At 68.3% G+C, this 16,813-nt stretch carries 17 protein-coding genes; 11 read left to right on the forward strand and 6 right to left on the reverse strand.

Going from position 1 to position 16,813, the window contains the following annotated elements; all coding sequences use genetic code 11:
* Positions 1-10 precede the first annotated feature (10 nt).
* From carA to L8951_RS10995, 4 genes are all read left to right on the forward strand, one after another.
* Complete coding sequence (gene carA, locus L8951_RS10980) at positions 11-1,168, forward strand: glutamine-hydrolyzing carbamoyl-phosphate synthase small subunit (protein ID WP_244383096.1); 1,158 nt, start codon at positions 11-13, stop codon at positions 1,166-1,168.
* Positions 1,168-4,521 (forward strand): carbamoyl-phosphate synthase large subunit, encoded by a 3,354-nt coding sequence (gene carB, locus L8951_RS10985; RefSeq protein ID WP_244383097.1) that lies wholly within the window; start codon positions 1,168-1,170, stop codon positions 4,519-4,521. Before carA ends, carB begins: the two co-directional genes overlap by 1 nt.
* A 78-nt stretch (positions 4,522-4,599) precedes the next feature.
* Positions 4,600-5,076, forward strand: a complete 477-nt coding sequence (gene greA / locus L8951_RS10990) for a transcription elongation factor GreA (RefSeq protein WP_244383098.1) — start codon at positions 4,600-4,602, stop codon at positions 5,074-5,076.
* A complete protein-coding gene (locus L8951_RS10995) occupies positions 5,076-5,705 on the forward strand; it encodes a rhomboid family intramembrane serine protease (protein ID WP_244383099.1) in 630 nt (209 codons plus the stop codon). The genes greA and L8951_RS10995 overlap by 1 nt, the downstream gene beginning before the upstream one ends.
* A 159-nt stretch (positions 5,706-5,864) precedes the next feature.
* Here the strand turns inward: L8951_RS10995 and L8951_RS11000 are convergent, their stop codons facing one another.
* From L8951_RS11000 to L8951_RS11020, 5 genes are read right to left on the reverse strand one after another with little or no spacing between them, the layout of a single operon-like run.
* Complete coding sequence (locus L8951_RS11000) at positions 5,865-6,098, reverse strand: DUF4170 domain-containing protein (RefSeq protein WP_244383100.1); 234 nt, start codon at positions 6,096-6,098, stop codon at positions 5,865-5,867.
* A 53-nt stretch (positions 6,099-6,151) separates the two neighbouring features.
* Positions 6,152-6,691 (reverse strand): hypothetical protein, encoded by a 540-nt coding sequence (locus L8951_RS11005; RefSeq protein WP_244383101.1) that lies wholly within the window; start codon positions 6,689-6,691, stop codon positions 6,152-6,154.
* On the reverse strand, positions 6,691-7,197 hold the full coding sequence (locus L8951_RS11010; protein WP_244383102.1) for a hypothetical protein: 507 nt from the start codon (positions 7,195-7,197) through the stop codon (positions 6,691-6,693). Before L8951_RS11010 ends, L8951_RS11005 begins: the two co-directional genes overlap by 1 nt.
* Positions 7,194-7,544: a phage holin family protein gene (locus tag L8951_RS11015; RefSeq protein WP_244383103.1), complete on the reverse strand. Its 351-nt coding sequence runs from the start codon at positions 7,542-7,544 to the stop codon at positions 7,194-7,196. The genes L8951_RS11010 and L8951_RS11015 overlap by 4 nt, the downstream gene beginning before the upstream one ends.
* Positions 7,545-7,555: 11 nt before the next feature.
* On the reverse strand, positions 7,556-8,170 hold the full coding sequence (locus tag L8951_RS11020; RefSeq protein ID WP_244383104.1) for a hypothetical protein: 615 nt from the start codon (positions 8,168-8,170) through the stop codon (positions 7,556-7,558).
* A gap of 161 nt (positions 8,171-8,331) precedes the next feature.
* Here L8951_RS11020 and eno point away from each other — a divergent pair, with 161 nt between their 5' ends.
* The 6 genes from eno (at position 8,332) to L8951_RS11050 (ending at position 13,777) form a co-directional block, all read left to right on the forward strand.
* Positions 8,332-9,621 carry a phosphopyruvate hydratase gene (gene eno / locus L8951_RS11025; protein ID WP_244383105.1) on the forward strand — a complete coding sequence of 430 codons (1,290 nt, stop codon included), beginning with the start codon at positions 8,332-8,334 and terminating at the stop codon, positions 9,619-9,621.
* A gap of 106 nt (positions 9,622-9,727) precedes the next feature.
* Entirely contained in the window at positions 9,728-10,009 is a 282-nt protein-coding gene (locus L8951_RS11030; RefSeq protein WP_244383106.1) for an FtsB family cell division protein, read from the forward strand.
* A gap of 163 nt (positions 10,010-10,172) precedes the next feature.
* Positions 10,173-11,228: a pyruvate dehydrogenase (acetyl-transferring) E1 component subunit alpha gene (gene pdhA, locus L8951_RS11035; RefSeq protein ID WP_244383107.1), complete on the forward strand. Its 1,056-nt coding sequence runs from the start codon at positions 10,173-10,175 to the stop codon at positions 11,226-11,228.
* Positions 11,228-12,616 carry a pyruvate dehydrogenase complex E1 component subunit beta gene (locus L8951_RS11040; RefSeq protein WP_244383108.1) on the forward strand — a complete coding sequence of 463 codons (1,389 nt, stop codon included), beginning with the start codon at positions 11,228-11,230 and terminating at the stop codon, positions 12,614-12,616. The genes pdhA and L8951_RS11040 overlap by 1 nt, the downstream gene beginning before the upstream one ends.
* A 25-nt stretch (positions 12,617-12,641) precedes the next feature.
* Entirely contained in the window at positions 12,642-13,259 is a 618-nt protein-coding gene (locus L8951_RS11045) for a squalene/phytoene synthase family protein (RefSeq protein WP_341848519.1), read from the forward strand.
* Between the two features lie 59 nt (positions 13,260-13,318).
* Entirely contained in the window at positions 13,319-13,777 is a 459-nt protein-coding gene (locus L8951_RS11050) for a CREC-EF hand family protein (RefSeq protein ID WP_244383110.1), read from the forward strand.
* On the opposite strand, the gene trmFO is transcribed toward L8951_RS11050, so the two are convergent.
* Entirely contained in the window at positions 13,778-15,130 is a 1,353-nt protein-coding gene (trmFO, locus tag L8951_RS11055) for a methylenetetrahydrofolate--tRNA-(uracil(54)-C(5))-methyltransferase (FADH(2)-oxidizing) TrmFO (protein ID WP_244383111.1), read from the reverse strand. It lies immediately after the preceding gene.
* A 104-nt stretch (positions 15,131-15,234) separates the two neighbouring features.
* Here trmFO and L8951_RS11060 point away from each other — a divergent pair, with 104 nt between their 5' ends.
* Positions 15,235-16,761 (forward strand): S41 family peptidase, encoded by a 1,527-nt coding sequence (locus tag L8951_RS11060; protein WP_244383112.1) that lies wholly within the window; start codon positions 15,235-15,237, stop codon positions 16,759-16,761.
* Positions 16,762-16,813 lie beyond the last annotated feature (52 nt).

Below are 16,813 nucleotides of genomic sequence, written 5' to 3' on the forward strand. Positions count from 1 at the left end.
AGAGCTGCCGATGCCCGACCGCGCGCACCCATCCGACACCGCCACGGGGATCATCGTCTTCGCCGACGGGCGCATCATCTACGGGCAGGGGTTCGGCGCCACCGGCGAGGCGGTCGGCGAATTGTGCTTCAACACCGCGATGACCGGCTACCAGGAGGTGATGACCGATCCCAGCTATGCGCGGCAGGTGATCGCCTTTACCTTCCCGCACATCGGCAATGTCGGCACCAACCCCGAGGATGTCGAGGCGCCCGTCGCCCATGCTTTGGGCTGCATCACCCGCGAGCTGGTGACCCCGCCCTCCAACTTTCGCGCGCGCAACCATTTCGCCGACTGGATGGCCGAGCATGGCCGCATCGGCATCGCCGGGGTCGACACCCGCGCGCTGACCCGGCTGGTGCGCGAGGAGGGGCCGCCGAGCGTGGTCATCGCGCACGATCCCGACGGCCAGTTCGACATCGCAAAGCTGCGGCAGATGGCGCACGACTGGCCCGGGCTCGAGGGCATGGACCTCGCCAAGGAAGTGTCGCGCCGCCAGCTCGACCAATGGACCCATGGTGGGTGGGAACTGGGGCAGGGCTACAAGCTCGATCACGCCGACCCCGACGCGCCGCACGTGGTCGCGATCGACTATGGCGCCAAGCACAACATCTTCCGCAACCTCGTCGAGGCGGGCGCGCGGGTGACGGTGGTGCCCGCCACCGCCACCTATGAAGAGATCATCGCCCACGACCCCGACGGCATTTTCCTGTCGAACGGCCCCGGCGACCCGGCGGCGACGGGCGACTATGCCATCCCTGTCATCCAGCAACTGCTCGAGACCGACAAGCCGCTGTTCGGCATCTGCCTCGGCCACCAGCTGCTCGCGCTCGCGGTCGGCGGGCAGACCGAAAAGATGTTCCAGGGCCACCGCGGCGCCAACCACCCGGTCAAGCGCTGCGCCGACGGGGTGGTCGAGATCACCAGCATGAATCACGGTTTCGCGGTCAAGCGCGAGGGCCTGCCCGCTAATGTCACCGAGACGCACGTCAGCCTGTTCGACGACAGCAATTGCGGCATCGAACTCACCGACCGCCCGGCGTTCAGCGTCCAGTATCATCCCGAAGCCAGCCCCGGCCCGCAGGACAGTTTCTACCTCTTTGAAAAATTCGTGGGGATGATGCGCTAATGCCCGCTCGTACTGACCTCCAGTCCATCCTCGTCATCGGCGCGGGGCCCATCGTCATCGGGCAGGCCGCCGAGTTCGACTATTCGGGCAGCCAGGCGATCAAGGCGCTCAAGGAAGAGGGCTATCGCGTCATCGTCGTCAACTCCAACCCCGCCACGATCATGACCGATCCGGGGCTGGCCGACGCCACCTACGTCGAGCCGATCAACCCGCGCGTGGTCGAGAAGATCATCGAGAAGGAAAAGCCTGACGCCATCTTGCCGACGATGGGCGGGCAGACGGCGCTCAATTGCGCGCTTTCGCTCAACAAGCTCGGCATCCTCGAGAAACATGGCGTCAAGCTCATCGGCGCCACCGCCGAGGCGATCGACAAGGCCGAGGATCGCGAGAAATTCAAGGCGGCGATGGACAAGATCGGCCTCGAAAGCCCGATCAGCGACATCGCGCACTCGATGGAAGATGCCACCCGCATCCTCGAGAAGATCGGCCTCCCCGCGATCATCCGCCCGAGCTTCACCTTGGGCGGCACGGGCGGCGGCGTCGCCTACAACAAGGAAGAGTTCGAAAATATCGTGAAGGGCGGGCTCGAAGCCTCGCCCACCACCGAGGTGCTGATCGAGGAATCGATCGTCGGCTGGAAGGAATATGAGATGGAAGTCGTGCGCGACCGCGCCGACAACGCCATCATCATCTGCTCGATCGAGAATGTCGATCCGATGGGGGTGCACACCGGCGACAGCATCACCGTCGCCCCCGCGCTGACGCTGACCGACAAGGAATATCAGCGCATGCGCTCGGCCTCGATCGCGGTGCTGCGCGAGATCGGGGTGGAGACGGGCGGCTCGAACGTCCAGTTCGCGATCAACCCCAAGGACGGCCGCATGGTCGTCATCGAGATGAACCCCCGCGTCTCGCGCTCCTCGGCGCTGGCGTCGAAGGCCACCGGTTTCCCCATCGCCAAGGTCGCCGCCAAGCTCGCCATCGGCTACACGCTCGACGAACTGCGCAACGACATCACCGGCGGCGCCACCCCGGCCTCGTTCGAACCCACCATCGATTATGTCGTCACCAAGATCCCGCGCTTCGCCTTCGAGAAGTTCGCCGGCTCCGAGCCCTTGCTTTCGACCGCGATGAAGTCGGTCGGCGAAGTCATGGCGATCGGGCGCAACTTCGCCGAGAGCTTCCAGAAGGCACTGCGCGGCACCGAAACGGGCCTCAATGGGCTCGACCCGCTCCCCGACCTCGAGGGCGCCACCGAAGCCGCCATCGAGAATGCGCTCGGCCGCGCCACGCCGTTCCGCATCCTCGCCGCCGCGCAGGCGCTGCGCGAGGGTTTCAGCGTCGAGCGCATCCACCAAATTGCCCATTTCGACCCCTGGTTCCTGCGCCAGCTCGAGACGATCATCGCCGCCGAACGCGCGGTCGCCGAGGACGGGCTGCCCGGCACCGCCGCGGCGATGCGCCACCTCAAGAGCCTCGGCTTCTCCGACGCGCGGCTCGCACAGCTGTCGGCGCAATCGACCCATGCGGTCGCCGAGGCGGTCGAGGGCAGGGGGCTCGTCCACGACGCGCTCAAGGCCATGCACGGCGGGACCACCGAGGCGGAAGTGCGCGCCCATCGCCGCAAGCTCGGGGTGCGCCCCGTGTTCAAGCGGATCGACAGCTGCGCCGCCGAATTCGACGCGGTCACGCCCTATCTCTACTCGACCTACGAGGCGCCGCTGTTCGACGATCCCGTCGACGAGGCGGGCGTGTCGGATCGCGAGAAGGTCGTCATCCTCGGCGGCGGGCCCAACCGCATCGGGCAGGGGATCGAGTTCGACTATTGCTGCGTCCATGCCGCCTTCGCGCTCGGCCGCGACCGCGGCGAGACCGATCCCGACCATAAGGCCGAGGGCCATGAGGTGGTCATGGTCAACTGCAACCCCGAGACCGTCTCGACCGACCCCGACACTTCGGACCGCCTCTATTTCGAGCCGCTGACCGCCGAAGACGTGCTCGAGATCCTCGAGACCGAAAAGCAGGCTGGCACCTTGAAGGGCGTCATCGTCCAGCTGGGCGGGCAGACCCCCTTGAAGCTCGCCGCCGACCTCGAGAAGGCGGGCATCCCGATCCTCGGCACCAGCCCCGACAGCATCGACCTCGCCGAGGACCGCGAGCGCTTCGCCGCGCTGGTCAACAAGCTCGGGCTGACCCAGCCCGAGAACGGCATCGCGCGCAGCCGCGACGAGGCGCTCAGCGTGGCGAGCCGGATCGGCTATCCCGTGCTGCTGCGCCCCAGCTACGTGCTCGGCGGGCGCGCGATGGAGGTGGTCGACGGCCCCGAACAGCTCGACCACTACATCAACACCGCCGTGCAGGTGTCGGGCAATTCGCCGGTGCTCATCGACCGCTATTTGCGCGATGCGGTCGAGGTCGACGTCGACGCGATCTGCGACGGCGATAGGGTCGCGGTCACCGGCATCCTCCAGCATATCGAGGAAGCGGGCGTGCATTCGGGCGACAGCGCCTGCAGCTTGCCGCCCTTCAGCCTGCCCCCCCGGATCATTGTCGAGATCGAGCGCCAGACCGAGGCGCTCGGGACCGCGCTCTCGGTGCGCGGGCTGATGAACGTCCAATATGCGATTCAGGACGGCACGGTCTACCTCATCGAGGTCAATCCGCGCGCCTCGCGCACCGTCCCCTTCGTCGCCAAGGCGATCGGCCGCCCGCTCGCCAAGATCGCCGCCAAGGTGATGGCGGGGGCCAAGCTCGCCGACTTCGCGGCCATCGACCGCGAGGTCGACCATTATGCGATCAAGGAGCCGGTGTTCCCCTTCGCGCGCTTCCCCGGGACCGATCCCGTGCTGGGACCCGAGATGAAGAGTACCGGCGAAGTGATGGGAATCGCTCGAAGTTTCGACGCCGCCTATGCCAAGGCGCAGCTCGGCGCCGGCACCCGCCACCCGCGCGAGGGCTGCGTCTTCATCTCGGTCAAGGAAAGCGACAAGCCGCACATCCTCGCCGCCGCGCGCGACCTCGACATGGCGGGCTTCTCGCTCATTGCCACCGACGGCACCGCGAGCTACCTCGCCGACCAGGGGGTGCGCGTGGCCCGGGTCAACAAGGTCGCGCAGGGGCGCCCGCACATCGTCGACAAGATCAAGGATGGCGAGGTCGCCCTCGTCTTCAACACCACCGAGGGCTGGCAGTCGCTGAAGGACAGCCAGGACATCCGCGAGGCCGCGCTCAAGGCCCGCATTCCCTATTACACCACGGTTGGGGCGAGCCTCGCGATCGCGCGGATCGTCGGGCGCGCCGATCCCGAGACCCTTGATGTTCGCTCGCTTCAGTCCTATTATTCCGCTTCCTGAACTTTTACCCCTGAAAACCGCGAAAAATACATTGCCCCGGGCGATGAAGGCGCGGTTTTGACGAAGGATTTGATAGCGATGGCAAGCGATAAGGTGCCGATGCTGGCCGAGGGCCACGCCAAGATGAGCGCGGAGGTCAAGCACCTCAAGACCGTCGAACGCCCCGCGGTGATCGACGCGATCGAGGAAGCGCGCGCGCATGGCGACCTGTCGGAAAACGCCGAATATCATGCCGCCAAGGAACGGCAGGGGCAGATCGAGGCCACGATCAGCCACCTCGAGGACCAGCTGTCGCGCGCGATGGTGATCGACCCCGCGAGCCTGTCGGGCGACAAGGTGGTGTTCGGCGCGACCGTCCACCTGCTCGACGAGGACGACCAGGAAAAGGTCTACCAGCTGGTCGGCGAGAACGAGGCCGACGCCTCGAAGGGGCGGATCAACTTCAACTCGCCGCTCGCGCGCGCGCTCATCGGGCGCAGCGTCGGCGACGAGGTCGAGGTGACCACCCCCGCGGGCGAGAAATATTACGAGATCACCAAGGTCGAGTTCAAATAATGCCGCGCTGGGCGACGGCGACCAACCTCCTGGCCGCCGTTGTCGTTCTCGGCTATTGGGCCGCGCGGCTCGTCTGGGACGTGGCCGACGCGCATCATGTCGGCGGCTTCATCCCGGCACGACTGAGCGGGATGTTCGCCTCCGAGCACCTGCCCGCCTGGCTCACCCCGCTGACCGCGGCCTTCCTCCACGCCGATATGGCGCACCTGCTCTTCAACGGCGTCGTGCTGCTCTATTGCGGCAATGCGATCGAGCGGGTCACGGGGCCGGTGCGGCTGGTGCTGCTGTTCCTCGCGGGCGCCTATCTCGCCGCGCTCGCGCAATGGTGGACCGATCCCGCCGCCGCGCTGCCGATGATTGGCGCCAGCGGCGCGACCAGTGCGCTCATCGGCAGCTTCGCGATGCTGTTCGGCAACCGCCGCCAGCTGGTGCGCTCGCCCGGGCTCAACCGGTTCCTCAACGCCCTGTGGCTGCTCGCCTTCTGGCTGGTGGTGCAATATGCGCTCGACCTCTACGGGCGGGTCGAGGGCACGCTGATCGCCACTCCCGCGCATATCGGCGGCTTCGTCGCGGGGCTGCTGCTCGCGCGCTGGCTGCTGCCCGCACGGCCCCGCGCGGCGCGCGACTGACGCGCCGTCATCGCCACCAACAGCAGCAACGCGAAAAGGGCGCGCCGTCGCTAACGGCGCGCCGGTCCGGTCGGCGGGCAGGGGCCCCGCGCGGCGGCGAACCGACGGTCGGGGAGCGCGGGGACGCGACATCGGGGGCGAAGGCGCCCCCGGGGCGCCTCAGCCGTCGCTATCGAGCGCGGCGGTATCGGGCTCGAGCAGGCGGTGCAGGTGCACCACCACATATTTCATCTCGGCGTCGTCGACGGTGCGCTGCGCCGCGCCGCGCCAGGCTTCCTCGGCCGCGGCATAGCTGTCGAACAGGCCGACGAGGTCGAGGTTGTTGAGATCGATGAAGTCGAGGCCGCGCGGATCCTTGACCCGGCCGCCAAAAACGAGGTGAAGCTTGCTCATGGGCGGCCCGCTAGCAGGATTTTGGACGCGAGCAAAGCCGCCCGGGCAAACATTCAGGCGTCCTTGTGGCGCACGGCCTTGACGCCCGCCTCGGCCGAGGTGCGCGCGGCATCGCCGACCCCGCGCGCAATGTCGCGCACCGCGTTTTCGGCGGCATCGGCGGTCAGCCCGCGCTGCTCGAGCTCGCGCTGCCCCGCCTCGCGCGCCGCGTCGAAGGCGGTATGCGCGCGCTGGTTGATCGTCGTGCCGACGCCCCGCAGCAGGTCCTTCTCGCGGCGGCTGCGCGGGATCATCGCCCCGAGGATGAGCCCGAGGACGAGCCCGCCGCCGAGCGCCACCAGCGGGTTGTTCTCGATGCCCTCGCCGGTGCGCTGCGCGCCGCGCGACGCGCCCTGCCGGGTGCGGTCGTAGGCGCGCACGGCGCTGGCGCGGCTGCTTTCATACGCACGGCTGGCGCCCTCGCGCACCTCGTTCGCGGCCTGGTTAGCGCGGGCCTTGGCCTCGCTCGCCGCGTGGCTCGCCTTGTCCTTGGCCTTCTCGGCGGTCGCGCGCGCCTTCTCGCCGGCGCGCTTGGCTTGATCCTTGACACTCATCACACGTCCTCCGTTTTCTTCTTGGCCCGGGTGCCCTTGGCGGGCTTGGATCCCGGCTTGGTCTTTTCTTCGACCGGCTTGGTCGTCTCGTGGAATTCGGCCACCCCGGGCGCGGCCTTGGCCGCGGGGGGCGCCCGGCGGGTGCGCCGCGGCGGCGGCTTGGCGGCCACCATGCTGCTGCCGCCCTCGGCCTCGGGCGCGGCCTCGCCGCGCGCCGAGCGACAGGCGCTCACCGCCATCTTGCCGAGCGGCTTGCGGGCGAGGAACAGCCCGATCGCGGCCGCGATGCCGCCGTAGAAGAACGGCTTGGCCTTGGCCTCGAGCACCGCCTCATGCGCGAGGTCGTTCGACTTGCGCTTGACCTTGTCCCACGCCTGCTCGGCGAGCAGGTCGGGCGCGAGCCGGCGCTTGGCCTCGCCCAGCGCGAACTTGGCCGAATGCATCAGCTGGGCGCGCTTGGCCTCGACCGCGTTGCGGGCATCGATCAGTTCGGGGTCGAGGCTCACGGGCGCTCCTCCAGCTTGTTCCTGCCGAGTAGCGCGAACAGTCCCGCCGTGCCGAACAGCAGCAGCGCGGCCACCACCCCGCCCGCGAGCGGGCCGACCAGCGCCGCCAGCGCCAGCGTCAGCCCGGTGGCAAAGGCGACCATCGCCGCGATCGCGAACATCGCGGCGATGCCGAACCAGGTCGCCGCCTTCCTGTAGGGCCGCGCCTCACTGCGCAGCTTGGCCTTGGCATAGTCGATCTCGGCCTGCGCCAGTTCGCGCGCATCCTCCACCACGCGCCCCATCAGGTCGCCGATCGAGGCGTCGGGGTCGGTTTGGTAGGGATCGGGGGGCTCGGCGAGGTTCAAGACGCCTCTCCTTAGACGCGATTGCCGGGCGTGGTCGGGCTCGCCGGCTCGGGGCTGGCGAGCCGCGCGGCGGCGTCGGTGCCGCCGCCATGGTCGGCATCGGCATCGTCGCGTTCGGCGTCGAAGCCCGACTGGATCACCCGCGCCAGCGCGAAGCCGACGACCGCCGCCGCGCCGAGCGCGATGCCGGGGCTCTTGCGCACGAAGCCGCGCACGTCCTCGACCAGTTCGTCGGGATCCTTGGCCGCGATCTTCTGCGCGGTCTCGTCGAGGTAGCGCGCGGTCGAGCGTGCATAATCGCCATATTCGGCGCCGAGCGATTCATCGATGTTGCTCGCCGTGTCGCCGACCAGCCGCGACATCGACCCGATCGCCTCGGAGCCCTTGCTCAGCCCGTCGCCGATGATCCCGCGCGTCTTGCCCGCCGCCTCGCGGGCCACGTTCTGGCGCGCCTCGTTGACCTTGGCGACGACCTTGTCGCGCTTGGTGCTGCTCGCCGTGCTCGTCGGGTTGCCCTCGCTCTGTTCCACAATCAACTCCGTTTCCATGTCGCTCGCCGTGCGGGTCGCCCCTGGAATGATCCGGTCGGTTCCCTCGGGCAGCTTGTTGTCGGTCTCGGTGGGCATCGGAAAATACTCCTCTCATACGCTTCGTCCGACCAACCCGTCAGCCTCGCGCACGTTCCGTCGGCCACGACCATTGTTGCGCTGTACCGCGGTCCTCGACTAAGGCCCGCGACGAACCGACAGCTTAGGTCGGCCGAATTCATTTCGCTAGAGGAACGAACATGCCTGCCATCATCGACATCTTCGCCCGCCAGATCCTCGACAGCCGCGGCAACCCCACGGTCGAAGTCGACGTCACGCTCGAGGACGGGTCGATGGGGCGCGCGGCGGTGCCCTCGGGCGCCTCGACCGGCGCGCACGAGGCGGTCGAGCTGCGCGATGGCGACAAGGCCTTCTACAACGGCAAGGGCGTCAACAAGGCGATCGCCGCGGTCAACGGCCCGATCAGCGATGCCTTGATCGGGATGGAAGCCGAGGAACAGCCCGAGATCGACGCGGTGATGGTCGACCTCGACGGCACCGACAACAAGGCCAAGCTCGGCGCCAACGCCATCCTCGGGGTCAGCCTCGCCACCGCCAAGGCCGCCGCCGAGGCCTGCGCGCTGCCGCTCTACCGCTATGTCGGCGGGGTCGGGGCGACGATCCTGCCGGTGCCGATGATGAACATCCTCAACGGCGGCGCGCACGCCGACAACCCGATCGACTTCCAGGAATTCATGATCATGCCGGTCGACGCCGACACCTTCTCCGACGGGCTGCGCCACGGCACCGAGATCTTCCACGCGCTCAAGGGCGCGCTGTCCGATCGCGGGCTGTCGACCGCGGTCGGCGACGAGGGCGGCTTCGCCCCCGCGATCGGCTCGAGCCGCGAGGCGCTCGACCTGATCGGCGAGGCCTGCGACCTCGCGGGCTTCACGCTGGGCAAGGAAATCCTCGTCGCGCTCGATTGCGCGGCGACCGAGTTCTTCCACGGCGGCAAGTACGAGCTGAAGGGGGAGGGGCGCTCGCTCACCCCCGAAGAGATGGTCGACGAACTCGCCCGCCTCGCCGCCGACTATCCAATCGTCTCGATCGAGGACGGCATGGGCGAGGACGATTTTGCCGGCTGGAAGCTGCTCACCGAGCGGCTCGGCAAGACCGTCCAGCTGGTCGGCGACGACCTGTTCGTCACCAACACCGCGCGGCTCGCGCAGGGCATCGACGAGGGGATGGCCAATTCGCTGCTCGTCAAGGTCAACCAGATCGGCACGCTGACCGAGACGATCGAGGCGGTGCGCATGGCGCAGAACGCGCGCTACACCGCGGTGATGAGCCATCGCTCGGGCGAGACCGAGGATGCGACCATCGCCGACCTCGCGGTCGCGCTGGCATGCGGGCAGATCAAGACCGGCAGCCTCGCGCGCGCCGATCGCACCGCCAAGTACAACCAGCTGCTGCGCATCGAGGAAGAGCTCGGCGACAACGCCTGCTACCTTGGCCGCGACGCCTTCAAGCTCGACCTGCCGGCCTGAATCGCCCTGCGAAAACAGCTTGTTCCGGCGCGAAAAGGACTTGGTGAACGTCGCGTTATGTGATTAAACACGGGTTATGAGCGTGGGGACGAAAACGAGGGGGTTGATGCGGCGCGTCGTGTGGCCGCTGTTCGCCTTCGTCATCATCGGCAATTTCGCGGGCTATGCGATCGCGGGCGACAACGGGCTGATGGCCTGGGGCGGCTATTATCGCGCGCTCGAGGAACGCGAGGCCGAACTCGCCGCGCTCGAAGCGCAGCGCGACGCGCTGCGGCATCGCTCCGAGTTGCTCGACCCGCGCGCTGCCGATCCCGACATGGCCGAAGAGCTCGTGCGCCGCGACCTCGGCCTGATCCGCGAAGACGAGATCATCATCACGCTCGACTAGCCCGCGCCCGCCGGGGCGGGGGCATCGAGGTCACGGCATCGCGGTCGGGACCCGCGTGAACGTTCACACCGGGGCGCGGGCGGGTCGGCTTCCCTTACGTCAATCCCGCATTGCCAAGCGCCCGTCGCCGCCTTTATAGAGCGCGCGACCAACAGGAGAGAACATGGCGAAGAAGCCCGCCAAGAAGGCGCCCGCCGCCAAGGCCGCGCCCAAGGAGAATTTCGAACGCCCGCCGCAGCCCGAGCGCTACGCGGCGAGCCAGGGCGAACTCCTCGAATTCTACAAGCAGATGCTGCTCATCCGCCGCTTCGAGGAACGCGCGGGCCAGTTGTACGGGCTCGGGCTGATCGGCGGTTTCTGCCACCTCTACATCGGGCAGGAGGCGGTCGCGGTCGGGCTCCAGTCGGCGATGACGGTGGGCAAGGACAGCGTGATCACCGGCTATCGCGACCATGGCCACATGCTCGCCTACGGGATTGACCCCAACGTCATCATGGCCGAACTGACCGGCCGCGCCGCGGGCATCTCGAAGGGGAAGGGCGGCTCGATGCACATGTTCAGCGTCGAGCACGGCTTCTACGGCGGTCATGGCATCGTCGGCGCGCAGGTCTCGCTCGGCACCGGCCTCGCCTTCAAGCATCAGTATAGCGGCGATGGCGGGGTCAACCTTGCCTATTTCGGCGATGGCGCGGCCAACCAGGGGCAGGTCTACGAGAGCTTCAACATGGCCGAGCTTTGGAACCTGCCGATCATCTACGCGATCGAGAACAACCATTATGCGATGGGCACCTCGGTCAAGCGTCACAGCTCGGAGCCCGAGCTCTACAAGCGCGGCGAAAGCTTCCAGATCCCCGGCCTCCAGGTCGACGGGATGGACGTGCTCGCGGTGCGCGGCGCGGCCGAGGTCGCGCTCGAATGGACCCGGTCGGGCAAGGGGCCGATCCTGCTCGAGCTGATGACCTATCGCTATCGCGGTCACTCGATGTCCGATCCCGCCAAATATCGCACCCGCGACGAGGTCGACGGCTTCCGCGGCGAGCGCGATCCCTTGGAACAGGCTAGGCAGGAACTGCTCACGATGGGCGCCAGCGAGGACGACCTCAAGGCGATCGACAAGGAGATCAAGGAGCGCGTCAAGGAAGCGGCCGAATTCGCCGAGAACGCGCCCGAACCGGAGGCCGACGAATTGTATACCGACGTTCTGGTGGAGACGTACTGATGGCCACCGAACTCAAGATGCCCGCATTGTCGCCGACGATGGAGGAAGGCACGCTCGCCAAGTGGCTCAAGGCCGAGGGCGACCCGGTTGCCGCCGGCGACATCCTCGCCGAGATCGAGACCGACAAGGCGACGATGGAATTCGAGGCGGTCGACGAGGGCACGCTGCTCAAGATCCTCGTGCCTGAGGGCACCGACAATGTCGCGGTCGGCACCGCCATCGCGATGATCGGCGAGGAGGGCGAGGAGGTCGCCGCCGCGCCTGCGGCGCCCGCCGCGCAAGCCTCCGATGACGATGGCGAGGGCAAGGACGTCGGCCGCGACGAGAGCGAGGCGGCGATCACGAAGGACCTGCCCGCGACCGACAAGTCGACGCATGTCGACCCCGACCTGCCCGAGGGCACCGCGATGCAGGCCACCACCGTGCGCGAGGCGCTGCGCGACGCGATGGCCGAGGAAATGCGCGCCGACGACCGCGTCTTCGTGATGGGCGAGGAGGTCGCCGAATATCAGGGCGCCTACAAGGTCACGCAGGGGCTGCTCGACGAATTCGGCGCACGCCGCGTGATCGACACGCCGATCACCGAATATGGCTTTGCGGGCATCGGGTCGGGCGCGGCGATGGGCGGGCTCAAGCCCGTGATCGAGTTCATGACCTTCAACTTCGCCATGCAGGCGATCGACCACATCATCAACTCGGCGGCCAAGACCAACTATATGTCGGGCGGGCAGATGCGCTGCCCGGTCGTGTTCCGCGGCCCCAATGGCGCCGCCAGCCGCGTCGCCGCGCAGCACAGCCAGAACTATGGCCCCTGGTACGCCAGCGTGCCCGGGCTCATCGTCATCGCGCCCTATAGCGCGGCCGACGCCAAGGGGCTGCTGAAGGCCGCGATCCGCTGCGAGGACCCGGTCGTGTTCCTCGAGAACGAACTGCTCTACGGCCAGAATTTCGATGTGCCGCAGGTTGATGACTATGTCCTCCCCATCGGCAAGGCCCGCATCGCCCGCGAGGGCAGCGACGTCACCATCGTCTCCTATTCGATCGGGGTCGGCGTGGCGCTCGACGCGGCCAACCGGCTCGCCGAGGGCGGGATCGACGCCGAGGTCATCGACCTGCGCACGCTGCGCCCGCTCGACAAGGGCACCGTGCTCGCCAGCCTCGCCAAGACCAACCGCCTCGTCTGCGTCGAGGAGGGCTGGCCGACCTGTTCGATCGCTTCGGAAATCGCCGCCATCGCGATGGAAGAGGGCTTCGACGACCTCGACGCCCCGGTGCTGCGGGTGACCAACGCCGACGTGCCGCTGCCCTATGCCGCCAACCTCGAGAAAATGGCGCTGATCAAGCCTGAGGAGGTGGTCGAGGCGGTCAAGAAGGTCAGCTATCGCTGAGGGCGCGCTGACGCCCGACCGGGCGCTGGCGCTCACCCATTTTCCGGGCGCGGTGCGCCCCGCGGTCGAAGCCGTGCTGCGGCTCGACGCGACCCTCGCCGAGGTCGTCGCCGTCACCACCGAGCCGATGATCGGGACGATCCGGCTGGCCTGGTGGCGCGAGGCGCTCGAGAAGCTCGACCGCGAAGCCGCCCCCGCCGAACCCCGGCTCGCCGCGCTGGCTGAGCACGTCCTGCCGCGCGGCGTGACGGGGGCGATGCTGGCGCGGATCGAGGATGGCTATGCCGCGCTGCTCGAACCGGCGATCGACCTCGACCGCGTCGGCCGGGGCGGCGCCGCGCTGTTCGAGGCGGTGGCGCCCTTGCTCGGCCATGACGATCCCTATCTCGGCAAGGCCGGGGCGCTCGCCATGCTGGGGCGGGTGAGGGGGCTGGTCCCCGACGACGTCGCCCCCGCCGCGCGGGCGCTGATGCGCGAACTCGGGGGCCATCGCTTCGCCCGCCCGTTGCGCCCCCTGACCCTCTTGGCGCGCCTCGCCGCGCGCGACTTCCTGCGCCGCACGCCCGAACCCGAGGCCACCCCCGGCCGCGCCTTCGCCATGCTCAGCCACCGTCTCTCGGGGATCGTGGCGGGGGCGAATTGACCGCGCCCCGCGCATCGCGCTAGAAGGCTGCCGCCGGATCGCCAGAGGAGGAAGCACACATGCTTCGCTGGATTTCGGCGCTCGCCGCCACGCTTGTTGCGGCCACCGGGGCGGTCTTGATCGCGCGCGGACAGCCGAGCGACGAGGCGCTGCTGCCCGCCGCGCCCGAGGCCCCTGCGGTGGTGCCGGGCGAGACGCCGCGCGACCTGCCAGTCATTCCCGAGATCGAGGAACCCCCCGCCGCCGACCCGCTGACCAAGGAGCAGAAGCGCTTCAACCGGGTCGACAAGGACGGGGACGAGATCATCACCCTGTCGGAGATGGTCCACCCGCGTCGCGGCCGCTTCGCCAACCTCGACCTCGACAAGGACGGCAAGCTCTCGTTCGAGGAATGGGCGATCACCACGATCGAGAAGTTCGAGGGCGCCGATGCCGACGGCGATGCGCGGCTTACCCGCGCCGAATTCGCGACCACCGCGCCCAAGCCGCGCAAGCCCAAGCCCGCCTGTCGCTGCTGATCATTCGGCGGCGACCGGCAGCGCGTCCTCGATCCCCTGCGCCGCGAGCCAGTCGGCAAAGGCGACGCGCGCGCGCGCGGTATATTTCTTGCGCCGCTCGGCCTTCTTCATCTTGCCCGCGATCGGCGGCATCAGCCCGAAGTTGATGTTCATCGGCTGGTAGGTGTCGGCCTGCGCCCCGCCGGTGATGTGCGACAAGAGCGCGCCGAAGGCGGTCTCGACGGGGGGCGCCTCGAACCGTTCGCCCTTGACCTCGGCGGCGGTGAACCGCGCCGCCATCATCCCCACCGCCGCGCTCTCGAGATAGCCCTCGCAGCCGGTAATCTGCCCGGCAAAGCGGATATGCGGGCGGGCCTTCAGCCGCAGCTGGTCGTCGAGCAGTTCGGGCGAGCGGATGAAGCTGTTGCGGTGGATCCCCCCCAACCGCGCGAACTCGGCCTTCTCGAGCCCCGGGATCATGCGAAAAATCTCGGTCTGCGCGCCATATTTGAGCTTGGTCTGGAAGCCGACGATGTTCCACAAGGTGCCCAGCGCATTGTCCTGCCTGAGCTGGACCACCGCATAGGGCCAGCGCCCGGTGCGCGGATCATCGAGCCCGACCGGCTTCATCGGGCCATGCCGCAGCGTGTCGATCCCGCGCTCGGCCATCACCTCGATCGGCATGCACCCCTCGAAATAGGGGGTATCCTTCTCCCACTCCTTGAACTGGGTCTTCTCGCCCTCGATCAGCGCCTGGACGAAGGCTTCATACTGGTCCTTGTCCATCGGGCAGTTGAGATAGTCCTTGCCATCGCCCTTGTCCCAGCGGCTCTGGAACCACGCCACCTCCATGTCGATGCTGTCGCGGTGGACGATCGGCGCGATCGCATCGAAGAAGGCGAGCGCGTCCTTGCCCGTCGCCTGCGCGATGCTGTCGGCCAGCGCCGAGCCGGTGAGGGGCCCCGTCGCGACGACGGTCGGGCCGCCCTCGGGCAGCGCATCGACGCGTTCGCGCACGACCTCGATATCGGGATGCCCCTCGACCGCCTCGGTCACCGCCTTGGCAAAGCCGTCGCGGTCGACCGCCAGCGCGCTGCCCGCGGGCACGCGATGCGCATCGGCCTTGGCCATGATCAGCGAGCCCAGCCGCCGCATTTCCTGGTGCAGGAGCCCGACCGCATTGCTCTGGGCATCATCCGAGCGGAAGCTGTTCGAACAGACCATCTCGGCAAGCCGGTCGCTTTCGTGCGCGGGCGTCATGTCGCCGCCGCCACGCATCTCGAACAGCCTCACCTTCACCCCCGCCTGCGCGAGCTGCCACGCGGCCTCCGAGCCCGCGAGCCCGCCACCGATGATCGTCACTGCCTGTGTCATGCCGCGCGCCTTAGCGCCGGAGGGATGCCCGCGTCGAGAGAAAGCTTGCCGCCGCAGGCCTGGACGATATGGAGGCGGGACCTTTTCTCCAGCAGGGTGCCAAGATGCGTATCATCCCGTTTGCCGCCGCACTGCTCGCCGCCACCGCAAGCCCGCCGCTCGCCGCCGCGACGACGAGCGCGACGACGTCCGCGACGACGATCGCGACACCCGCCACGACGCCCTGCACGCCCGCGACCTGCTATGCAGCAGGCGCGCTGCGCAAGGACCTGCTGCGCCTCCACCGCAAGCTGCCCAAGCTGGTGCACAACCTCTACGCTCATGTCGACGCGGACGCGATGGACGCGGCCTATCGCGAGGCGCTCGCGAGCATGGTCACCGACCTGCCCAAGCCGCAGGCGCACCTCCTGTTCCAGCGCTACCTCACCACCGCGCGGATCGGGCACCTCGAGACCGATGCGGTGGTCGCCGACGTCATCGCCCATTTTCGTAGCGGCGGTCGGCTCGTGCCCTTCAACGTTCGCGTGGTCCGCAACGGCCTCGAGACCTCGCGCTTCGCGGTCGGCGACGACCGGCTCCCCGATGGCTCGATCATCACCTCGATCAATGGCGAACCCTCGCATGACGTGATCGAGCGCGTGGACCGGATCATCGCGGCCGACAGCTGGGCGATGGTAGAGGCCATCGCCGAGCAGGGCTTCCCCATCTATTATTACCTGCTCGAAGGCGAGGTCGACAGCGTCGATCTCGACGTCATCCTACCCGATGGCAGCGCCACCAGCTTCACCCTCGACGCCGGCGCGACGCTGCGCCGGATGGAGCAACATGCGCCCGGCGAGGCCGCGGCGCGCGAGGAAGGCGAGGCCGATTTCTCGACCCGCGAGATCGCCTTTCCCGGGGACGGCATCGCCTATCTTCGCCCCGGCCCCTTCCACAACCTCGAGGGCGAGGCCAAGGCCGAGGGGGTGCAATATGACCCCGCCGCCTTCGAGGCCTTCCTGACCGACGCCTTCGACCGCATCGCCGCCGCGGACGCGAGCGACCTCCTCATCGACCTTCGCGACAATCCGGGGGGCGACAACAGCTTCTCCGACCTGCTCGTCGCGCGCGTCGCCGACAAGCCGTTCAGCTGGGCCTCGCGCTTCGAAGTCCGCGCCAGCGCAGCGGGCAAGGAGCGCGTCGCCGACACGACCCCCGAGCCCGGCACGCTCGAGGCGCAGATGAAGGCGCTCGAGGATCAGACCGCCAACGGCGCCATCTACACGGTTCGCCTGCCGAAGGTCGCCCCGCGCCCGGACAATCGCTTCGATGGCCGGGTCTGGTCGCTGGTCGACCGCCACAGCTATTCGAACGCGGTGGTCGTCGCGGCGACGCTCAAGGATCACGGTTTCGCCACCATCCTTGGCGAGGACACGCGCGATGTCGCCACCACCTACGGCTCGGCCGAGCAGTGGACGCTGCCCGAGACCGGGATCGTGGTGACCTATCCCAAGAGCTATATCGTGCGCCCCGGCGGCACCGCGTTCGAAGATCATGTCGAACCCGACGTCACGCTCGACGAGGCGGCGAACGCTCGGAGCGAACGCGCGATGCTCGACGCGGCGCTCGCGCATATCCGCGCGCAGCGATAGCGAAGAAAAGGCCCGCGCCCTCCAACGAGGACGCGGGCCCGGTCATTCGGGT

Source organism: Sphingomicrobium astaxanthinifaciens (assembly GCF_022865105.1).
GTDB lineage: Bacteria > Pseudomonadota > Alphaproteobacteria > Sphingomonadales > Sphingomonadaceae > Sphingomicrobium > Sphingomicrobium astaxanthinifaciens.

What these genes read in the sequence shown, in the direction of transcription:
- greA (WP_244383098.1), top strand. Translation starts at nt 4,600, where the DNA reads ATGGCAAGCGATAAGGTGCCGATGCTGGCCGAGGGCCACGCCAAGATG.
- L8951_RS11005 (WP_244383101.1), bottom strand. Translation starts at nt 6,691, where the DNA reads ATGAGTGTCAAGGATCAAGCCAAGCGCGCCGGCGAGAAGGCGCGCGCG.
- trmFO (WP_244383111.1), bottom strand. Translation starts at nt 15,130, where the DNA reads ATGACACAGGCAGTGACGATCATCGGTGGCGGGCTCGCGGGCTCGGAG.
- L8951_RS11050 (WP_244383110.1), top strand. Translation starts at nt 13,319, where the DNA reads ATGCTTCGCTGGATTTCGGCGCTCGCCGCCACGCTTGTTGCGGCCACC.
- L8951_RS11060 (WP_244383112.1), top strand. Translation starts at nt 15,235, where the DNA reads ATGCGTATCATCCCGTTTGCCGCCGCACTGCTCGCCGCCACCGCAAGC.
- carA (WP_244383096.1), top strand. Translation starts at nt 11, where the DNA reads ATGCCCGACCGCGCGCACCCATCCGACACCGCCACGGGGATCATCGTC.
- L8951_RS11030 (WP_244383106.1), top strand. Translation starts at nt 9,728, where the DNA reads ATGCGGCGCGTCGTGTGGCCGCTGTTCGCCTTCGTCATCATCGGCAAT.
- pdhA (WP_244383107.1), top strand. Translation starts at nt 10,173, where the DNA reads ATGGCGAAGAAGCCCGCCAAGAAGGCGCCCGCCGCCAAGGCCGCGCCC.
- carB (WP_244383097.1), top strand. Translation starts at nt 1,168, where the DNA reads ATGCCCGCTCGTACTGACCTCCAGTCCATCCTCGTCATCGGCGCGGGG.
- L8951_RS11000 (WP_244383100.1), bottom strand. Translation starts at nt 6,098, where the DNA reads ATGAGCAAGCTTCACCTCGTTTTTGGCGGCCGGGTCAAGGATCCGCGC.
- eno (WP_244383105.1), top strand. Translation starts at nt 8,332, where the DNA reads ATGCCTGCCATCATCGACATCTTCGCCCGCCAGATCCTCGACAGCCGC.
- L8951_RS10995 (WP_244383099.1), top strand. Translation starts at nt 5,076, where the DNA reads ATGCCGCGCTGGGCGACGGCGACCAACCTCCTGGCCGCCGTTGTCGTT.
- L8951_RS11040 (WP_244383108.1), top strand. Translation starts at nt 11,228, where the DNA reads ATGGCCACCGAACTCAAGATGCCCGCATTGTCGCCGACGATGGAGGAA.
- L8951_RS11020 (WP_244383104.1), bottom strand. Translation starts at nt 8,170, where the DNA reads ATGCCCACCGAGACCGACAACAAGCTGCCCGAGGGAACCGACCGGATC.